This is a genomic window from Stenotrophomonas sp. P5_A9 (assembly GCF_056400525.1).
The window spans coordinates 1-16,226 of the sequence record NZ_JBFULC010000017.1; the positions used below are offsets into that span (position 1 = coordinate 1).

General features: G+C 67.4%; 13 protein-coding genes. 7 read left to right on the forward strand and 6 right to left on the reverse strand.

Going from position 1 to position 16,226, the window contains the following annotated elements; translation table 11 throughout:
- Positions 1 to 112: 112 nt before the first annotated feature.
- Positions 113 to 862, reverse strand: coding sequence for an SDR family NAD(P)-dependent oxidoreductase (locus AC1DR7_RS07135; protein WP_457320766.1), 750 nt, complete (start codon positions 860 to 862; stop codon positions 113 to 115).
- Between the two features lie 39 nt (positions 863 to 901).
- The gene (locus tag AC1DR7_RS07140) at positions 902 to 1,387 is read right to left on the reverse strand and encodes a hypothetical protein (protein WP_457320764.1); all 486 of its coding nucleotides are present in this window, start codon (positions 1,385 to 1,387) and stop codon (positions 902 to 904) included.
- 156 nt (positions 1,388 to 1,543) lie between these two features.
- Here AC1DR7_RS07140 and AC1DR7_RS07145 point away from each other — a divergent pair, with 156 nt between their 5' ends.
- Positions 1,544 to 2,014, forward strand: coding sequence for a YehS family protein (locus AC1DR7_RS07145; RefSeq protein ID WP_256777010.1), 471 nt, complete (start codon positions 1,544 to 1,546; stop codon positions 2,012 to 2,014).
- Here the strand turns inward: AC1DR7_RS07145 and AC1DR7_RS07150 are convergent.
- Entirely contained in the window at positions 1,989 to 2,915 is a 927-nt protein-coding gene (locus AC1DR7_RS07150; protein WP_256777011.1) for a LysR substrate-binding domain-containing protein, read from the reverse strand. The genes AC1DR7_RS07145 and AC1DR7_RS07150 overlap by 26 nt on opposite strands.
- Before the next feature lie 112 nt (positions 2,916 to 3,027).
- Between AC1DR7_RS07150 and AC1DR7_RS07155 the strand changes: the two genes are divergently transcribed.
- Positions 3,028 to 4,218 carry an MFS transporter gene (locus tag AC1DR7_RS07155; RefSeq protein WP_457320761.1) on the forward strand — a complete coding sequence of 397 codons (1,191 nt, stop codon included), beginning with the start codon at positions 3,028 to 3,030 and terminating at the stop codon, positions 4,216 to 4,218.
- A gap of 176 nt (positions 4,219 to 4,394) precedes the next feature.
- Here AC1DR7_RS07155 and AC1DR7_RS07160 read toward each other — a convergent pair whose 3' ends face one another.
- The gene (locus tag AC1DR7_RS07160) at positions 4,395 to 5,036 is read right to left on the reverse strand and encodes a TorF family putative porin (RefSeq protein ID WP_457320095.1); all 642 of its coding nucleotides are present in this window, start codon (positions 5,034 to 5,036) and stop codon (positions 4,395 to 4,397) included.
- Between the two features lie 238 nt (positions 5,037 to 5,274).
- On the opposite strand from AC1DR7_RS07160, the gene AC1DR7_RS07165 reads away from it, so the two are divergent.
- Positions 5,275 to 5,664 carry a DUF6165 family protein gene (locus tag AC1DR7_RS07165; protein WP_256777013.1) on the forward strand — a complete coding sequence of 130 codons (390 nt, stop codon included), beginning with the start codon at positions 5,275 to 5,277 and terminating at the stop codon, positions 5,662 to 5,664.
- 21 nt (positions 5,665 to 5,685) lie between these two features.
- Here the strand turns inward: AC1DR7_RS07165 and AC1DR7_RS07170 are convergent, their stop codons facing one another.
- Together AC1DR7_RS07170 and AC1DR7_RS07175 are read right to left on the reverse strand one after the other, a co-directional pair.
- Positions 5,686 to 6,429 (reverse strand): FadR/GntR family transcriptional regulator, encoded by a 744-nt coding sequence (locus AC1DR7_RS07170; protein ID WP_256777014.1) that lies wholly within the window; start codon positions 6,427 to 6,429, stop codon positions 5,686 to 5,688.
- Positions 6,430 to 6,519: 90 nt separating this feature from the next.
- Positions 6,520 to 9,399, reverse strand: coding sequence for a TonB-dependent receptor (locus AC1DR7_RS07175; protein ID WP_457320093.1), 2,880 nt, complete (start codon positions 9,397 to 9,399; stop codon positions 6,520 to 6,522).
- A 281-nt stretch (positions 9,400 to 9,680) separates the two neighbouring features.
- Between AC1DR7_RS07175 and AC1DR7_RS07180 the strand changes: the two genes are divergently transcribed.
- Genes AC1DR7_RS07180 through AC1DR7_RS07195 form a run of 4 tightly spaced genes read left to right on the forward strand, consistent with a single transcriptional unit; the run spans position 9,681 to position 16,224 of the window.
- Positions 9,681 to 11,906 carry a polysaccharide lyase 6 family protein gene (locus AC1DR7_RS07180; RefSeq protein WP_478052745.1) on the forward strand — a complete coding sequence of 742 codons (2,226 nt, stop codon included), beginning with the start codon at positions 9,681 to 9,683 and terminating at the stop codon, positions 11,904 to 11,906.
- On the forward strand, positions 11,903 to 14,137 hold the full coding sequence (locus AC1DR7_RS07185; RefSeq protein ID WP_478051195.1) for an oligoalginate lyase: 2,235 nt from the start codon (positions 11,903 to 11,905) through the stop codon (positions 14,135 to 14,137). Before AC1DR7_RS07180 ends, AC1DR7_RS07185 begins: the two co-directional genes overlap by 4 nt.
- A complete protein-coding gene (locus tag AC1DR7_RS07190; protein ID WP_457319040.1) occupies positions 14,134 to 15,426 on the forward strand; it encodes an MFS transporter in 1,293 nt (430 codons plus the stop codon). Before AC1DR7_RS07185 ends, AC1DR7_RS07190 begins: the two co-directional genes overlap by 4 nt.
- Positions 15,427 to 15,468: 42 nt before the next feature.
- Positions 15,469 to 16,224, forward strand: a complete 756-nt coding sequence (locus AC1DR7_RS07195; protein ID WP_457319041.1) for an SDR family NAD(P)-dependent oxidoreductase — start codon at positions 15,469 to 15,471, stop codon at positions 16,222 to 16,224.
- Positions 16,225 to 16,226: the final 2 nt, after the last annotated feature.

A 16,226-nucleotide genomic window follows, 5' to 3' on the forward strand; every position in this document is an offset into this window, starting at 1 on the left:
GGCTCTACCCTCCGGGGCGCGGCATCCCGGTAGAGCCGAGCCATGCTCGGCTGCCGTTGGGGGATGCGAAGTGCCGACCAACGGTCGGCTCTACCGGAGCGATCCGGTTGGATCAGTCGCGCGCTACCTGGAAACCGGCGAACGACTGGCTTACCGGCATCAGCTCCAGGCGGTTGATGTTGAGGTGCGCCGGCAGGTTGGCCACCCAGAAGATCTGCTCGGCGATGTCCTCGGCGGTCATCGGGTTCGCCCCGGTGTAGAGGGTGTCCGAGGCGGCCTGGTTGCCGTGGGTGCGCACGAGGGTGAACTCGGTCTCGGCCATGCCCGGCTCGATGGTGGTGACGCGCACGCCGGTGCCGTGCAGGTCGGCGCGCAGGCCGAGCGAGAACTGGCTGACGAACGCCTTGGTGCCGCCGTACGCGTTGCCGCCCGGGTACGGGTACACGCCGGCCACCGAGCTGATGTTGATGATGGCGCCCTTGCGCGCCACCAGCTGCGGCAGCAGGCGGTGGGTGAGGGTGACCAGGGCGGTGACGTTGGTGTCGATCATGGTGCGCCAGTCTTCAAGCGAGGCGCTCTGCGCCGGGGCGGTGCCCTGGGCGAGGCCGGCGTTGTTGACCAGCAGGTCGATGGCGGCGAAGTCGGCCGGCAGGGCGGCCAGTGCGGCCTCCATGGCGGCGCTGTCGCGCACGTCGAAGACGGCCGCATGGACGCGCTCGGGACCGTAGGCGTCGACCAGCGGCTGCAGCCGTTCAGCGCGCCGGCCGGTGGCGATGACACGCCAGCCGGCCTGGGCGAAACGATGGACGGCGGCAGCGCCAAAGCCGGAGGTGGCGCCGGTAATCAGAGCGGTACGGGTCATCGGGGTACTCCGTGGGAATCCCCGCCATTTTCGCACCGATCAGCGGATGCGGAACACGCGCGCCTTGGGCAGGTCTTCGTCCACCTGCAGGAACCAGCGCCCGGCAATGCCCGGCACCACGACGATCTCGGGGTTGCTGCGGCTGGCCTTGAGCGTCATTTCACCCTTGAGCACCTGCCACTGCTGGCCGTTGTCGAGGGTGAACACGGTGCCCGGCGCCCAGCCATCCACCTGGCCGGTGACCTTGGCCTTGATCGGGCCGTCGTCCAGGCCGGGGAACATCGGGGCGGGGGTGGGCGCGCCGGGCGCGGCGACCGGGGCGGCGGCCACCGACGGGGACGGGGCGCGCGCGTCGGCCTCTTGCAGCAGGCGGTTCAAGGTCTGCAACTGGGCGGGGGTGAGCCCCACCTGCGCCAGTGCCTGCGGGTCCACGCGCTGTTCGATCGCCACGTAGGGCACCTGGGCGGCGGCCGATCCGGCCAGCCACAGCATTCCCGCACCCATTACTGCCTGCCACCTGCGCATTGCCTGCTCCACTGCCTGTCGATGCCCGATGGCGGCACTATGCTTCACTTTCATGGCAGCCAGATGACAGCCGCGCCGGTCGCGACGGGGCCGGCGACCGGCAGGGGGTAAAATGGCCGCCAGCCGCGCAGCCGCGCCGGCGGTATTGGACGTCCCATGATCAACAACGATGTACTGCGCAGCATCCGCTACATGCTCGACCTCAGCGACGGCATGATTGCCGACACCTGTGCCCTGGCCGACCCGGCCTTCGTGATCGACAAGGCCGACGTGGCCGGTTGGCTGCGCAAGGAAGACGAGGAAGGTTTCGTGCCGTGCGATGACCGCACCTTGGCGCACTTCCTGGATGGGCTGATCGTGCACTTCCGTGGCCGCGACGAGAGCCAGCCGCTGCGCCCGGTCGAAAAGCGCATCACCAACAACCTGGTGCTGAAGAAGCTGCGCGTGGCGTTCCAGTTGAAGGACGTGGACATGCACGAGATCTTCGACAACGCCGGGTTCCCGGTGTCCAAGCCGGAGCTGTCGGCGCTGTTCCGCCAGCCGGACCACAAGAACTACCGGGCCTGCGGCGACCAGCTGCTGCGCAACTTCCTCAAGGGCCTCACCCTGCGCGTGCGCGCTGCCTGAGCCCCACCCCGGTACGTGGCTCGGCCTGCGGGGCCACGTGCTGCAGCAGTTCCTGCATGAAGGCCCGCGCCGCCGGCGTGGGCAGTTTCGACCACACCGCATGCACGCGCCGCACGGGCGCATCCTGGATGGCCACGCAGGCCACGCCGGTGAAGCCGGCGGCGATGGCCACCGGCACGATGCCCACCGCCAGCCCCTGCTGTACGAAGCGCTCGATGAGCGACATATGGTTGATCTCGAACGGCACCCGATGCGGTAGCCCGGCGGCGGCGAAGGCCTCGTCGGTCTGGCGGCGCGCGCCGCTGCCATATTGGAAGTCCACCAGCGGCAGTTCGGCCAGGGTGGCCAGCGACAGCCGTTTGCGGCTGGCCAGCGGGTGGTTGGGCGGCAGCACGGCCACCATCGATTCTTCGGCGAGCAGGCGATGGCAGGCACCGTCGATGGCGGTGCCCGGCGAGAGGCCGACCAAGGCGACATCCACGCGGCGCTCGCGCACGTCTTCCATCAGCACTTCGCTCTTGTCCATGCGCAGGCGGAATTCCACCTGCGGGTAGCGCGTGTGGAAGGCGGCCAGGCAGGCGACCAGGTCCACGGCGGTGAGCGAGGTGATCTGGCCGATGGTGAGGGTGCCGCGCACCTGGCCGGCGACGGCGGCGACGTCTTCGCGCAGGTGGCGCAGCGAGTCCAACACCTGGCGCGCGTGGGTGAGCAGCACCTCGCCGGCCGGGGTGACCCGTACCTGGCGCGGCAGGCGCTCGAACAGGGTGGCCTGCAGTTCTTCTTCCAGGTGGGCGATCTGGTGGCTGAGTGCGGACTGCACGACGTGGCAGCGCGCGGCGGCGCGGGTGAAGTTGCGTTCTTCGGCCAGGGCCACGCAGAACTCGAGCTGTTTGAGGTTCACGCCAACATCTCCACCATCCATCTATTTTCCAGATGCGCTGGATGATAACTATTCATTTCCATCATCGCGACGCGAGGCGGACACTGGCGTCCCCCTGACACCTGGAAGCCGTATGACCGCCGATGTCCACACCCCCTTGAGCCGCTGGCAGGTGCTGTTGATGGCCTTTGCCACGGGCGTGGCGGTGGCCAGCAATTACTACGCGCAGCCGCTGCTGCACACCATCGCCGGCGAGTTCGGGGTGTCCTTCGGGCGCGCGGGCATGCTGGTGACGGCGGCGCAGTTGAGCTACGGCGTGGGCGTGGTGCTGCTGGTACCGCTGGGCGACATGTTCGAGCGGCGGCGGTTGATCGTGGTGATGTCGCTGCTGTCGGCGTCGGGGTTGGTGGTGAGCGCGTTGAGCCATGAATTCGTCTGGCTGCTGGTGGGCACGGCGATCACCGGGTTGTTCTCGGTGGTGGCGCAGGTGCTGGTGCCGTTCGCGGCGACGCTGGCACGGCCCGAAGAGCGTGGCCGGGTGGTGGGCACGGTGATGAGCGGGCTGCTGCTGGGCATCCTGCTGGCGCGGACGGTGGCCGGTGCGTTGTCGTCGCTGGGCGACTGGCGCTGGGTGTACTGGATGGCCGCGGGCACGCTGGTGCTGACCACGTGGGTGCTGTATCGCACGTTGCCGCGTTTCTACCAGCATGCGGGGTTGGGTTATGGCGCGTTGCTGCGCTCGATCGGGACGCTGTTCGCGCAGGAGCCGGTGTTCCGCCTGCGCACGCTGCTGGGCGCACTGAGTTTTGCGATGTTCGCCATGTTCTGGACGCCGCTGGCGTTCCTGCTGGCGGGCGCGCCGTACCACTACAGCGACGCGACGATCGGGCTGTTCGGGCTGGTGGGCGCGGCGGGCACGTTGGCGGCAGGGCTGGCGGGGCGGATGGCGGACCGGGGCAAGGCGGCGTTGGCGACGACGCTGGCGCTGGTGCTGCTGGCGGTGTCGTGGCTGCCGCTGGGCTTTTCCACGCAGTCGCTGGTGGCGCTGGTGGTGGGCGTGCTGGTGCTGGACCTGGCGGCGCAGCTGCTGCACGTGAGCAATCAGAACGTGGTGTTCGCGCTGCGCCCCGAGGCGCGCAACCGGCTCAATGCGGGGTATATGACCGGGTACTTCATCGGCGGTTCGTTGGGGTCGCTGGTCTCGGCGCAGGTGTATGGCGCGTTCGGGTGGATGGGCGTGTGCGTGGCCGGGTTTGGGGTGGCGGTCGTGGCGATGGGGGTGTGGGCGTGGGCGGCGGTCGCGGAGAAGCGGAAGGCGTCGTAACGCCGACCGTTGGTCTGCTGTCGCGACGTGACACCGTAGAGCCGACCGTTGGTCGGCTGCCGCGACGTGACGCCGTAGAGCCGACCGTTGGTCGGCTGCATTTGCGCGGTGGGTGGGAGCAGCCGACCRACGGTCGGCTCTACGGGAAGAGCAGCCGACCAACGGTCGGCTCTACGTTAGAAGGTGGTTTGGACGGCGAACTCCACGCGGGAACCGGCGTTGCCGGGGAACAGGCGCTTGGCCGCGTGGTCGGTGTCGTGCGCGGTGAGGCGCAGTTCCCACGGGCCGTGGACCTTCCAGACGGCGCTGAGCTGGCCGTGCAGGTAGTCGTCGGCCTGCGCGCTGGCCAGCCAGTAGTGACCCACCGCCGCTTCCAGCCGCCACTGCTCGCCCAGCGGCAGGCGGGCGCCCAGTTGGGCGTAAGTGCCGCTATGGCCGCCGGCCAGCGCGTCGTCGGACACACCCACCTGCAGCCAGTAGCGCTGCTGCCAGGTCAGCGTGCTGTTGAGCTCGGTCCAGTCCAGGTCCACGTTGCTGGACGGATAGAGATAGCGGGTGAGGTTGACGTCCAGTGCCCAGTCCACGCCCAGCGCCCCGCCCCAACCGGCCACCACGTCGAACTCACTGCGTGCGCCGTAGTCCGGCTTGAACGACACCCCCGACCCCCACACCGACGCATACCAGCCGCGCTCGCTGCCGAGTTTGACGCCCGCCTGCGCGGCCGGGTCGCCGTCGCTCTGCGAGCTGCCGCGCCAGACATAATCGGAGGTCAGCGTCGCGTTGCCCTCCACGGCGGCCGCCGCCGCACCACTCAGCATCAGGCCCAGCAGCAGCACGCTGCAGCGACGCGCGACGCGCCCTTTTTTCTGTTCAACCACCACGGTAAGCACTCCATCGGACGGCGGCGCCGTCGAGGTGGGCAGTGTTTCCGCAGTGGCCGTAAAGCCGCCATGGCGCGGCCGGGGGATCGGCGCAAATTCCGTGTAAATCCTGCGTCCACGATGCGCCAAAGGCCGCGCGCTATCATGGGCGCTCTGACCTGTTGCGAGTAATGGCGTGGACGCGATCCTGACCCCGGTGTCGATTGGCGAACTGATCGACAAGATCACCATCCTGGAAATCAAGGCCGAACGCATCAGCGACGCCGGCAAGAACGCCAACGTCCGCAAGGAACTCGATGGCCTGTGGCCGCTGTGGCAGCAGCAGCTGGCCAGCCAGCCCGGGCTGGACGCGCTCAAGGATCAGCTCAAGGCAATCAACGTGCGCATGTGGGACATCCAGGACCAGCTGCGCGACAAGGAAGCGGCGCAGGTGTTCGACGATGCATTCATCCAGCTGGCGCGGGGCGTCTACGGCACCAACGGCGAGCGGGTGAAGGTAAAGAACGAGATCAACCGTATCGCAGGCTCTGCGCTGGTCGAAGAAAAGCAGTACCAGGGCGAATAAGCCACCCTGCCCGCGCCCGGCTCAGTGCCCGGTGGCGGCCATGAAGCGTTCGCGGTCCTGCTGGGTGCGCCGACGGATTTCGGCCAGGGCTTCGTTCTCGGTGGCTTCCAGCATGGATTCGAACAGGCGCTGGAAGTGGTTGCGCATGGCCAGGCGTGCGCCGGCCGGGTCGCGCGCGCGCAGGGCGTCGAGAATGGCGGTGTGTTCTTCGTCGCGGGTGTCATCGTCATTGTGGCAGACGTTGGCGTAGACCTGCTTCACCCGCGGCAGCTCGTTGCGCATGCGCCAGATCAGCTGCACGCAGTGCTCCACCACCGGGTTGCCGGCAATCCGCGCGATGGACAGATGGAACTGGCGGTCGGCCTCGCTGGCCGCCGCTTCGCCCGAGGTGGGGTCGACCATGGCCGCGATCAGGCCGGCCAGGGCCTCCACTTCGTCATCGGTGATGCGGCTGGCGGCCATGGCCGCCGCTTCGGCCTCGATCACCGCGCGTGCGGCGGTGAGGTCGAAGGCCGACACATCCGGCAACGCGCCGGGGGCCTGCGACGGGCGCGCCTTCACATACACGCCCGAGCCGGTCTTGATGGTGATCAGCCCCTGCGCTTCCAGCGCGATTTCCGCCTCGCGCACGGTCACCCGGCTGACGCCCAGGCGCTCGGCCAGGTCGCGTTCGCCGGGCAGCCGCGAGCCCGGCGGGAATTCGCCCTTCTCGATCAGCGCGACGATTTCAGCGGCAATGGACTGGTAGAGACGGGGTTCGGACATCATCAAGACCTGGCTGTACGGTGACTGGGGACCGACATGCGACCGCGCCCTCAGAGAGCGGCGCGGTCCTGGAAAACCGCGCCACTGACCTCAGAAGCGGTAGCGCACCCCCAGATAATAGCGCCGCCCGTAGGTGGTGTACTCGCGGAAGCTGCCCAGGATGGGCATATCCGACACCCGCGGCTCGTCGGTGAGGTTGCTGGCCGACAGCGACAGCGACAGGTTCTTGTTCACCTTGTAGGTGGCGCGGAAGTCGAGCGAGCCATTGTCGCGCACGTAGCGGTTCTGCGAGGGGTCGCCGACGAACTGCTGGTAATAGTCCGACCGGTATTTGTAGATCGCCTGCAGGTCCAGCTTGCCCAGGCCCCAGTACACCTGGGCCGAGGCCACGTGCTTGGACAGCCCGAAGATGTTGGCCGGCTCGACGATGCCGGGGGTGAACACGCCGGTGATCGGGTCGGTGGACTCGCCCAGGCGCAGGTCTTCGGTCTTGAAGTTGGAGTGGGCGTAGTTGTAGCTGGCCTTCACGCCCAGCCCGGAGAAGATGCCCGGCAGGTAGGAGAAGGTGTGCGAGCCGGTCAGCTCGAAGCCGATCAGGTCGCTCTTCTGGTCGCTGGTGGCCAACTGTTCAACCGGGACGGTGACGCTCTGGCCGTCGATGTCGAAGGTTTCGCCCAGCACCACCGGCACCGAGCCGCCGTTGAACTGCTTGTAGTAGATGGCCGTGGACAGGATCGAGTCGGCGTTGGCGTACCACTCCAGCGAGACATCGGCATTCCAGGACATCAGCGGCTTGGCGCGCGGGTTGCCGGTGGCGGTGATGTTACCCAGCGCCTCGGCCACGCTGCGGAAGTCGGTATCGGCCTCGTCCAGGGTGAAGCTGCGGCCAAAGCCTTCTGCCGCCAGATCGGGACGCGACATGGCGCGGTAGGCACCCACGCGCAGCAACAGGTCCGGGCGCAGTTCGAAGGACGCGTTGAAGCTGGGCAGCCATTCGGCATTGCTGGACTTGAGCACCTGGCGGGTGAAATCGCCGGTGGGGCGCAGGGTGATGGTGCCGTCGGGGTTGTTGATCACATCCAGGCCGCTGCGCAGGCCAACCGAGCTGACATCGGTGCGCACCCAGCGCACGCCGATGTTGCCGGTGACCGGCAGGCCGAACCATTCGCTGCTGTAGTCGCCCATCAGGTAGATGGCGTTGGTCTTCTCGGTGACATCGTTGTTGGCCGGGTCGCGCAGGTCCGCGCTCAGGCCGGTGTCGTCCACGCCGGTGAAGGCCTTGAACAGGCAACGGCTGTCGAAGGTGGCCCACTGGTCGATGGTGTTGCCGCTGGCGTTGGCCAGGAAGTCCTTCTGCGGGAATGCCTGGCGGCAGGCCTGGTTGGCCGCGCGGATGGCCGCGACATTGGTGGTGGTGATGTCGCGGGTGTCGGTGAAGTCGGTGTAGCTGGCTTCGGAGTGGCGCAGGCCGCCCTTGAACGCGGTGAAGAAGCCGCTTTCCGGGGTGAACGCGGCATCGAAGCGCTGCGCGCGGATGGTGTGTTCGCGGGTCTGCTGACGGCGGCGGATCAGCGCCGAGTCGGTGTAGTTGTCCGGGTTGTTATCGAACGCCGGATCCAGGGTGATGCTCGGCACATCGCCGCTGTAGTCGTAGGTGTAGTCGACATAGCGGGTGTTCTTGATGCCGGCCACCGGCTTGCCGTTGACGTCGGTACGCCCGGCGCGCAGGCGGGTGGAGCGCTCGATCTGGTCGCGCTCGGTGTTGGAGTAGGACAGGTCGGTGGACAGGGTCCAGGCCGGGGTGGGACGGAAGATCACGTTGAAGCCGCCACCGGTGTATTCCTCCTTGCGCTCCAGGAAGTTGCCGGTGGAATCGATGGTGGTGCTGCCGGTGTGGTGCAGCAGCGCCCCATCGTCGGTGACCACGCGGTTGTTGAGGTTGCGCATCATCGAAGACAGCGACAGGTCCGAGCGGTCTTCGGTGTAGTCGCGCTTGGAGTGCTGGTAATCCAGGTTCACTTCCCATGCGTCGCCGGGGCGCCACTGCAGCGCGGCGAACTGCGAATCGCGCTTGTCGTGTTCGATGAACTGGCGGTAGATGCGGCTGCTGGGCACCAGGTAGTACGGCACGCCGTTGGCGACCTGGTTGCCGTCCACCTGGGTGCAGTTGCGGGTGGCGCCGACCACTTCGCGGCCATCACAGGCCACCCAGGTGGAGCTGCTGGAGAACATTTCTTCCGGGTTGCTGCCTTCCAGCGCCTGCACGCCCACGGAGATGCCGAGCTTGCCGGCGCCGCCCATGTCGAACTGGTCGATGTAGCTGGCGGTACCGCGCCAGCCCACCCCGTCCTTGTCCTTGAGGCGGTTGTCGTAGTCCTGCCAGGTGCCGCGCCCATCGAGCTGGATGGTGCGCTTGCCGTATTGGAGCGGCTTGACGGTTTCCATGTTGACCGTGCCGGCCACGCCGCCTTCGACGAAGTCGGCGCGCTGGGTCTTGTAGATGGCCACGCTGTTGATCAGCTCGGACGGGAACTGGTTGAAGTTCACCGAGCGGTCGCCGCTGCCGTTGGTGGCTTCGCGGCCATTGAAGGTGGACGAGCCCAGGAACGGGCCGAGGCCGCGGATCGAGATTTCCGAGGCGCCGCCCTTCTCGCGATGGGTGGAGGCGCCGGTGATGGTCTCGATGGCTTCACCGATGGACAGCGCCGGCAGGTCGCCGATGTCGTCGGCGGCGAGCACGTCGGAGATGACGGTCTCCTCGCGCTTCTTGTCGATCGAGGTCTGGATGGTGCCGCGCACGCCGGTCACCTGGACCTGGTCCAGGGTGGTGGGCTGTGCGGGCGGTGCGGCGGCGTCCTGTGCGTGGACCAGCGGCACCAGGGCGGTGCTGCACAGGGCATAGAACAGCGCGCTATGCAGCGCGGTGCGGCGGAGGCCTCGTAGTGAGGCCGTACGGCGGTCATGCAACATCGTGATCTCCCTCCCAGGATGGATCGTCCGATTACACGGATTCGACCCGAAGATTCACGGTTACTGGACCAATGTCAATGAATTGGTACTAAAGTCTACCCCTGACATTCGTGCAGACCACTTTGACGGTATTTAATGTGCGGATGCAGCAGAAATATGCGCAACTGGCGAACCACATGCGTCTAAAGTGGTATGCGATTGTGGTTGACGGACGCATTGGACGACCTGTTACGATCCGGACTCGCGTTTCGATGCCACGGTTGATCTGGGAGGGTAAGCCGATGACTCTGCAACATTCTCAAGCGCCACGTGCGCTGCGTCCGCTGCTCACCGCCCTGGCATTGGGCCTTGCGGCCGGCGCACTGCCCGCCTTCGCGGCCGACCATCTGGTCCATGATGCCGCCGGGTATGCCACGGCGACCAAAGCGCTGCAGCCGGGCGATACCGTCATCCTCGCCGACGGCGTATGGCGCGACATCGACCTGCTGCTACGCGGCACCGGCAAAATTGGTCAACCAATTAAGCTGACAGCGCAGACCCCGGGCAAGGTGATCCTCAGCGGCCAGTCGCAGCTGCGCCTGGCCGGGTCGTACCTGGAGGTGTCCAACCTGGTGTTCCGCGATGGCTGGGCCCCGGGCAGCGAAGTGGTGTCCTTCCGCGCCTCGTCCAAGGAGTGGTCCACCCACAGCCGGGTGACCGGCGTGGTGATCGACGGCTACAACAAGCCGGACCGCCAGCAGTCGGACAACTGGGTCGGGATGTACGGCCAGGACAACCGCTTCGATCACAACCAGCTGGTGGGCAAGACCAACGCCGGCACCACCCTGGTGGTGGTGCGCAACACCAGCAGTGGGCTGGACAACCGCCACCGCATCGACCACAACTGGTTCGGCCCGCGCCCCAACCTGGGCAGCAACGGCGGTGAGACCATCCGGGTGGGCACCAGCACCGACTCGCAGTCCAACTCCAATACCGTGGTGGAGAACAACTGGTTCGAGCAGTGCGATGGCGAAGTGGAGATCGTGTCCAACAAGTCCGGCGGCAACCTGTATCGCGGCAACGTGTTCTTCGAATCGCGCGGCTCGATGGTGCTGCGCCACGGCCACGGCAACGTGGTCGAGCGCAACGTGTTCCTCGGCAACAACAAGGCCCACACCGGCGGCGTGCGGGTGATCAACCGCCACCAGATCGTGCGCGACAACTACTTCGAGAACATCGCCGGCGACAACTTCGCCGCGGCACTGGCGGTGATGGCCGGCACCCGCGATGCGCCGTTGAACCGCTATGAGCAGGTGGACGATGCCCTGATCGAGCGCAACAGCTTCATCGGCGTGCGCCAGGTGTTCCTCGGTGCGGGCCTGGATGACGAGCGCAACGCCATGCCGGTCAACAGCCGCCTGCGCGGCAACCTGTTCATCGGCGATGGCAGCCGCGAGCTGCTGCGCAGCCAGGGCGATCTGGAGGGCATCGCCTTCAGTGGGAATGTGCAGAGCCCCAGCGTGTCGCCCGGCTTCCCCGCGGGTGTGAGCGCGCAGAAGGTCACCCTGCAGCGCGCGGCCAACGGGCTGCAGTACCCGGTGGAAACCATCGCGGCGGGCGCGCCGCGCGACCTCGCGCCGATCGCGCGCGAACAGGTCGGCGTGAGCTGGTATCCCAAGGCGCTGGCCAGCACCGCGCTGGACAGCGGTGCCACCCGCAAGGTGGCCCCGGGTGAGGACACCCTGAGCCGCGCGATGGCCAACAGCGCCCCCGGTGACCAGTTGCAGCTGCAGCGCGGCCAGTACCGCATCGACCAGGTGTTGAACGTGGACCACCCGGTCAGCGTGATCGGCCCCCGCCGTGGGCGCGCCAGCCTGCAGTTCTCGCGCCCTGCCCTGTTCGAGATCCGCGCCGGCGGTTCGCTCAAGCTGACCGGGCTGGATATCGACGGCGCACTGGCGCCGGACGCGGCCGGCAGCGCGGTGGTGCGCATCGCCCCGGGCAGCCAGGCGTTCAACTACACCCTGCTGATCGAGGACAGCCGCATCCACGGGCTGACCACCAACAAGGCCTTCGATGTGGTCAACGCCGGCAAGGGCAGCCTGGCCGCGCGCATCGCGCTGCGCAACACCACCGTGGAGGACATCAGCGGCAGCGTGATTGCCGCCGCTGCCGAGACCGACGACCTGGGCACCTACAACGCCGAGCAGGTGGACATCGTGGATTCGCAGTTCCGCAATATCACCGGGCCGCTGTTGAACCTGTATCGCGGTGGCACCGATGAAAGCACCTTCGGCCCGACGCTGCGGGTGCACGGCAACCAGCTTGAAAACGTGGGCGTGGCCGCCGACACCAGCCTGCGCCTGCATGGCGTGCAGACCGCCACGCTGACCGATAACCAGTTCCTCCGCAGCGGACGCGTGCGCTTCAGCCACCGCGTCGGCGAGCCCCGCCTGGCCGCGCACGGCAACGTGCTCGACGCCACCGCGGCGATGCAGTCCGATACTCCAGCCGAGACCCTGCCATGACGCGTTCCACGCCCCTGATGCTGCTGCTGGCGGCCTCCTTCAGCGCCGCCGCGCTGCCCGCCGTTGCCGCCGCACCTGCCGGCAGCCAACAACCGGCGGCCGCTGCCAGCGCCCCGGTATTGGTGACCGCCGCGCAGTGGCAGCAGATGCGCAGCGATGGCGCCAGATACCCGGTGTTTGCCAAGGAACAGCAGCGCGCCGAGCGCCTGGTGCGCGGCATGATCAAGGCCGGAATCGATGTGCCGGTGCCCAAGGACAAGGGCGGCGGCTACACCCACGAACAGCACAAGCGCAATTACCAGGCCATCCAGGCCGCCGGCGCGCTGTACCGGCTGACCGGCGACAAGGTGTATGCCGACTACGCGCGCGACCTGCTGCTGGGCTACGCCAAACTGTACCCTGGGCTGGGCGCGCATCCGCAGGGCCGCGGGCAGATTCCCGGCCGGCTGTTCTGGCAGACCCTCAACGATTCGGTGTGGCTGGTGAGCGCGGTGCAGGGCTACGACGCGATCCGCGACAGCCTCAGCACGGCAGACCGCAAGACCATCGACGACGGCGTGTTCCGGCCGATGGCCGACTTCCTCAGCGGTACGCCGGAGAACTTCGACAAGATCCACAACCATGCCACCTGGGCGGTGGCGGCGGTGGGCATGACCGGTTACGTGCTGCGTGACCCGACCTACGTGGACAAGGCGTTGAACGGCAGCAAGCGCGATGGCAGCGCCGGCTTCCTCAAGCAGGTGGACCAGCTGTTCTCGCCGGACGGCTATTACGAGGAAGGCCCCTACTACCAGCGTTATGCGCTGGCACCGTTCATCCTGTTCGCCAATGCGATCCAGCGCAACGAGCCGCAGCGCGGCATCTTCAAGCGCCGCGACGGGGTGTTGCTCAAGGCCGTCGATTCGCTGGTGCAGAGCAGCTACGGCGGCTACTTCTTCCCGATCAACGACGCCATCCTGGACAAGGGCCTGGACACCGAAGAACTGGTAGCCGGCATCGACATCGCCTACGCGCAGACCAGCGACGCGCGGCTGCTGTCGGTGGCCAAGGCACAGAAGCGCGTACTGCTGTCGCCCGAAGGCCTGCAGGTGGCCCAGGCGCTGGCGCAGGACAAGGCCAAGCCGTTCGCCTTCGTGCCCACGCTGCTGCGCGATGGCCCGGACGGCACCGAAGGTGCGCTGGCGATCCTGCGCATGGGCGGTGAAAACGGCCAGGCGCTGGTGATGAAGAACACCAAGCAGGGCATGGGCCACGGCCACTTCGACAAGCTCAACTGGCTGTTCTACGACAACGGCCAGCGCGTGGTCACCGATTACGGCGCCGCGCGCTTCCTCAACATCGAAGCCAAGGCCGGCGGCATCTACCTGCCCGAGAACAACAGCTGGGCGCGGCAGACGCTGGCCCACAACACGCTGGTGGTGAACGAGCAGAGCCACTTCGGCGGCGACTGGAAGAAGGGCCAGGCGCTGGCGCCGACGCCGCTGCTGTTCGCGGTCAACGACGATACCCAGATCGCCTCGGCGCGCATGGACGGTGCCTACGACGGGGTGAGCTTCACCCGCACCCAGGTGCTGCTGGCCCATCCGGCGCTGACCGAGCCGGTGGTGTTGGACCTGCTGCGGGTCAACGGCAGCAAGGCGGCGCGCTACGACCTGCCGCTGCATTTCAACGGCCACATCATGGACGTGGGCTTCAAGGCGCAGTCGGCGGTGGCCGCGCGGCCGGTGCTGGGCAAGGCCAACGGCTACCAGCACGTGTGGATCGATGCGTCCAGCGAGCCGAGCAGCGAGGCGCGCAGCCTCACCTGGCTGCTGGACGGACGCTTCTATACCTATCGCTTCGCCAGCACCGCACCGTCGCGTGCGCTGATCGGCGAAAGCGGGGCCAATGATCCCTCGTTCAACCTGCGCCGCGAACCGATGCTGCTGCAGCGCGTGGATGGGCAGGCTGCCACCACGTTCTATGGCGTGCTCGAACCGCATGGCCAGTACGACGGCACCGCCGAAACCGTGCGCGGGGCCAACAGCCGCATCGACCGCATCGCCCACTACCGGGGCAAGGATGCCGACGTGCTGGTACTGGACCTGGCCGGCGGCAAGCGCGTGACGCTGGGCATCGCCGATGACCCGTCCAAGGGCGGCGCGCATGAGGTGAGCGGCGATGGCCACAGCTGGCGTTGGGACGGCGGCTGGAAGCGCTTTGACACCGGCAGCGGCAAGGACGGCAAATGAAGGTCACCACCCAAGCGCGCACCTACGTGCGCTGGTTGATCGTGGCGCTGATCGCCGTTGCCACGGTCATCAACTACATCGACCGCAACGCCCTGGCGGTGATGTGGCCGCAGATCTCCAAGGATGTGGGCGCAACCAAGGAAGACTACGCGCTGCTGGTCACGGTGTTCATGCTGTTCTACGCCGCCGGGCAGTTCGTGTTCGGCCGGTTGTTCGACATCATTGGCACGCGCCTGGGCTTTGCGCTGTCGATCGCGGTGTGGTCGATCTCGATCGCGCTGCACTCGGTCACCCACTCCATCCTCTCCTTCAGCCTGGTGCGGGCGATGCTCGGCATCAGCGAGGCCGGTGCCTGGCCGGGCGCGGTGAAGGCCAACGCCGAGTGGTTCCCCGCCCGTGAGCGGGCGCTGGCGCAGGGCGTGTTCAATGCCGGCGCGTCGATCGGGGCGATCATCTCCGCGCCGCTGATCGCGGTGCTGTTCCTGTGGCTGGGCTGGCGCGGCACCTTCATCCTGATCGGTGCGATCGGCTTCATCTGGTTGCTGCCGTGGCTGATCATCTACCGCGCCGGGCCGGACAAGCACCCATGGGTGAGCGCGGCCGAGCGCGCGTTGATCCTGGATGCGCCGACCGAACAGCCAGCGGTGCCAGTGGCCGAGTACGTGCCCAACGTGCGCCAGCTGCTGGGCCATCGCCAGACCTGGGGCATCCTGATTTCGCGGTTCTTCCTGGACCCGATCTGGTGGCTGTTCGTGTCCTGGCTGCCGATCTACCTGGCCGACACCTTCGGCTTTGACATCAAGCAGATCGGCATCTTCGCCTGGGTGCCGTATGTCGGCGCGATGATCGGCAGCCTCGGTGGCGGCTGGTTGTCCGGGCGGCTGATCGGTGCCGGCTGGAGCGTGGACAAGGCGCGCAAGGTGGTGATCACCCTGGGCGGGGCGATCATGGCCCCGGCCCTGCTCGGCGCGGTGCTGGCCACCGACCCGGTATGGGCGGTGGTCACCATTGCCTTCGTGCTGTTCGGCTTCCAGATCGCCATCGGCAACATCCAGACCCTGCCCGGCGACATCTTCAGCGGCAAGTCCGTGGGTTCGGTGGCTGGCCTGGGTGGCATGGCCGCAGTGGCCGGCACGCTGATCACCACCTGGCTGGTGCCGGCGATGACCCACGAATCCTACGCACCGATTTTCATCCTGGTGGCCGCGCTGGTGCCGGCCTCCCTGCTGGCGCTGTGGCTGGTGACCGGCCGCGTGGAAAAGATCCACGGCCCGGTCGAACCGCGCTGATTCCCTTTCCGTTTTCCCCCCAACGCATCACAGGAGTTTTCCATGACCCAATTCAAGGACAAGGTGGCCATCGTCACCGGTGGCGGCCGTGACATCGGCCGCGAGATCTCGCTCAAGCTGGCCGCGGCCGGTGCCAAGGTCTGCATCAACTACGCCAACGACGAGGCCAGCGCGCAGGACACGTTGCAGCAGATCGAAGCGGCCGGTGGCACCGCCATCGTGCACCGCGCCGACGTCACCGATGCCAAGGCGGTGGCCGGCATGGTCGCGGCCACCCAGGCCGCGTTCGGCCCGCAGATCGACGTGCTGGTGAACGTGGCCGGCGGCATGGTGCAGCGCCGTCCGCTGGCCGAGATCGACGAGGCGTTCTTCCACAAGGTGATGGACCTCAACATGAGCTCGGTCTACCTGACCACCCATGCGGTGGTACCGCACATGCCCGAAGGCGGTGCGATCGTGAACTTCGCCTCGCAGGCCGGTCGCGATGGCGGTGGCCCGGGCGCGGCGATCTACGCCACCGCCAAGGCCGCGGTGATGACCTTCACCCGGGCCATGGCCAAGGAGCTGGGCCCGCGCGGCATCCGCGTCAATGCGCTGTGCTGCGGCATGATCGCCACCCGCTTCCATGATGAGTTCACCAAGCCGGAAGTGCGCACCGCCGTGGCCGGCAACACCCCGCTGCGCCGCCAGGGCCGTCCGCAGGAAGCCGCCGACACGGCCGTGTACCTGGCCTCGGACGCGGCCGGTTTCATCACCGGTGCCAACGTGGACGTCAACGGCGGCACTTACTTCTCTTGATG

Coding starts and splice junctions, on each gene's coding strand:
- AC1DR7_RS07135 (WP_457320766.1), bottom strand. CDS start 862: ATGACCCGTACCGCTCTGATTACCGGCGCCACCTCCGGCTTTGGCGCT.
- AC1DR7_RS07140 (WP_457320764.1), bottom strand. CDS start 1,387: ATGCGCAGGTGGCAGGCAGTAATGGGTGCGGGAATGCTGTGGCTGGCC.
- AC1DR7_RS07145 (WP_256777010.1), top strand. CDS start 1,544: ATGATCAACAACGATGTACTGCGCAGCATCCGCTACATGCTCGACCTC.
- AC1DR7_RS07155 (WP_457320761.1), top strand. CDS start 3,028: ATGACCGCCGATGTCCACACCCCCTTGAGCCGCTGGCAGGTGCTGTTG.
- AC1DR7_RS07160 (WP_457320095.1), bottom strand. CDS start 5,036: ATGCTGAGTGGTGCGGCGGCGGCCGCCGTGGAGGGCAACGCGACGCTG.
- AC1DR7_RS07170 (WP_256777014.1), bottom strand. CDS start 6,429: ATGTCCGAACCCCGTCTCTACCAGTCCATTGCCGCTGAAATCGTCGCG.
- AC1DR7_RS07175 (WP_457320093.1), bottom strand. CDS start 9,399: ATGTTGCATGACCGCCGTACGGCCTCACTACGAGGCCTCCGCCGCACC.
- AC1DR7_RS07180 (WP_478052745.1), top strand. CDS start 9,681: ATGACTCTGCAACATTCTCAAGCGCCACGTGCGCTGCGTCCGCTGCTC.
- AC1DR7_RS07185 (WP_478051195.1), top strand. CDS start 11,903: ATGACGCGTTCCACGCCCCTGATGCTGCTGCTGGCGGCCTCCTTCAGC.
- AC1DR7_RS07190 (WP_457319040.1), top strand. CDS start 14,134: ATGAAGGTCACCACCCAAGCGCGCACCTACGTGCGCTGGTTGATCGTG.
- AC1DR7_RS07195 (WP_457319041.1), top strand. CDS start 15,469: ATGACCCAATTCAAGGACAAGGTGGCCATCGTCACCGGTGGCGGCCGT.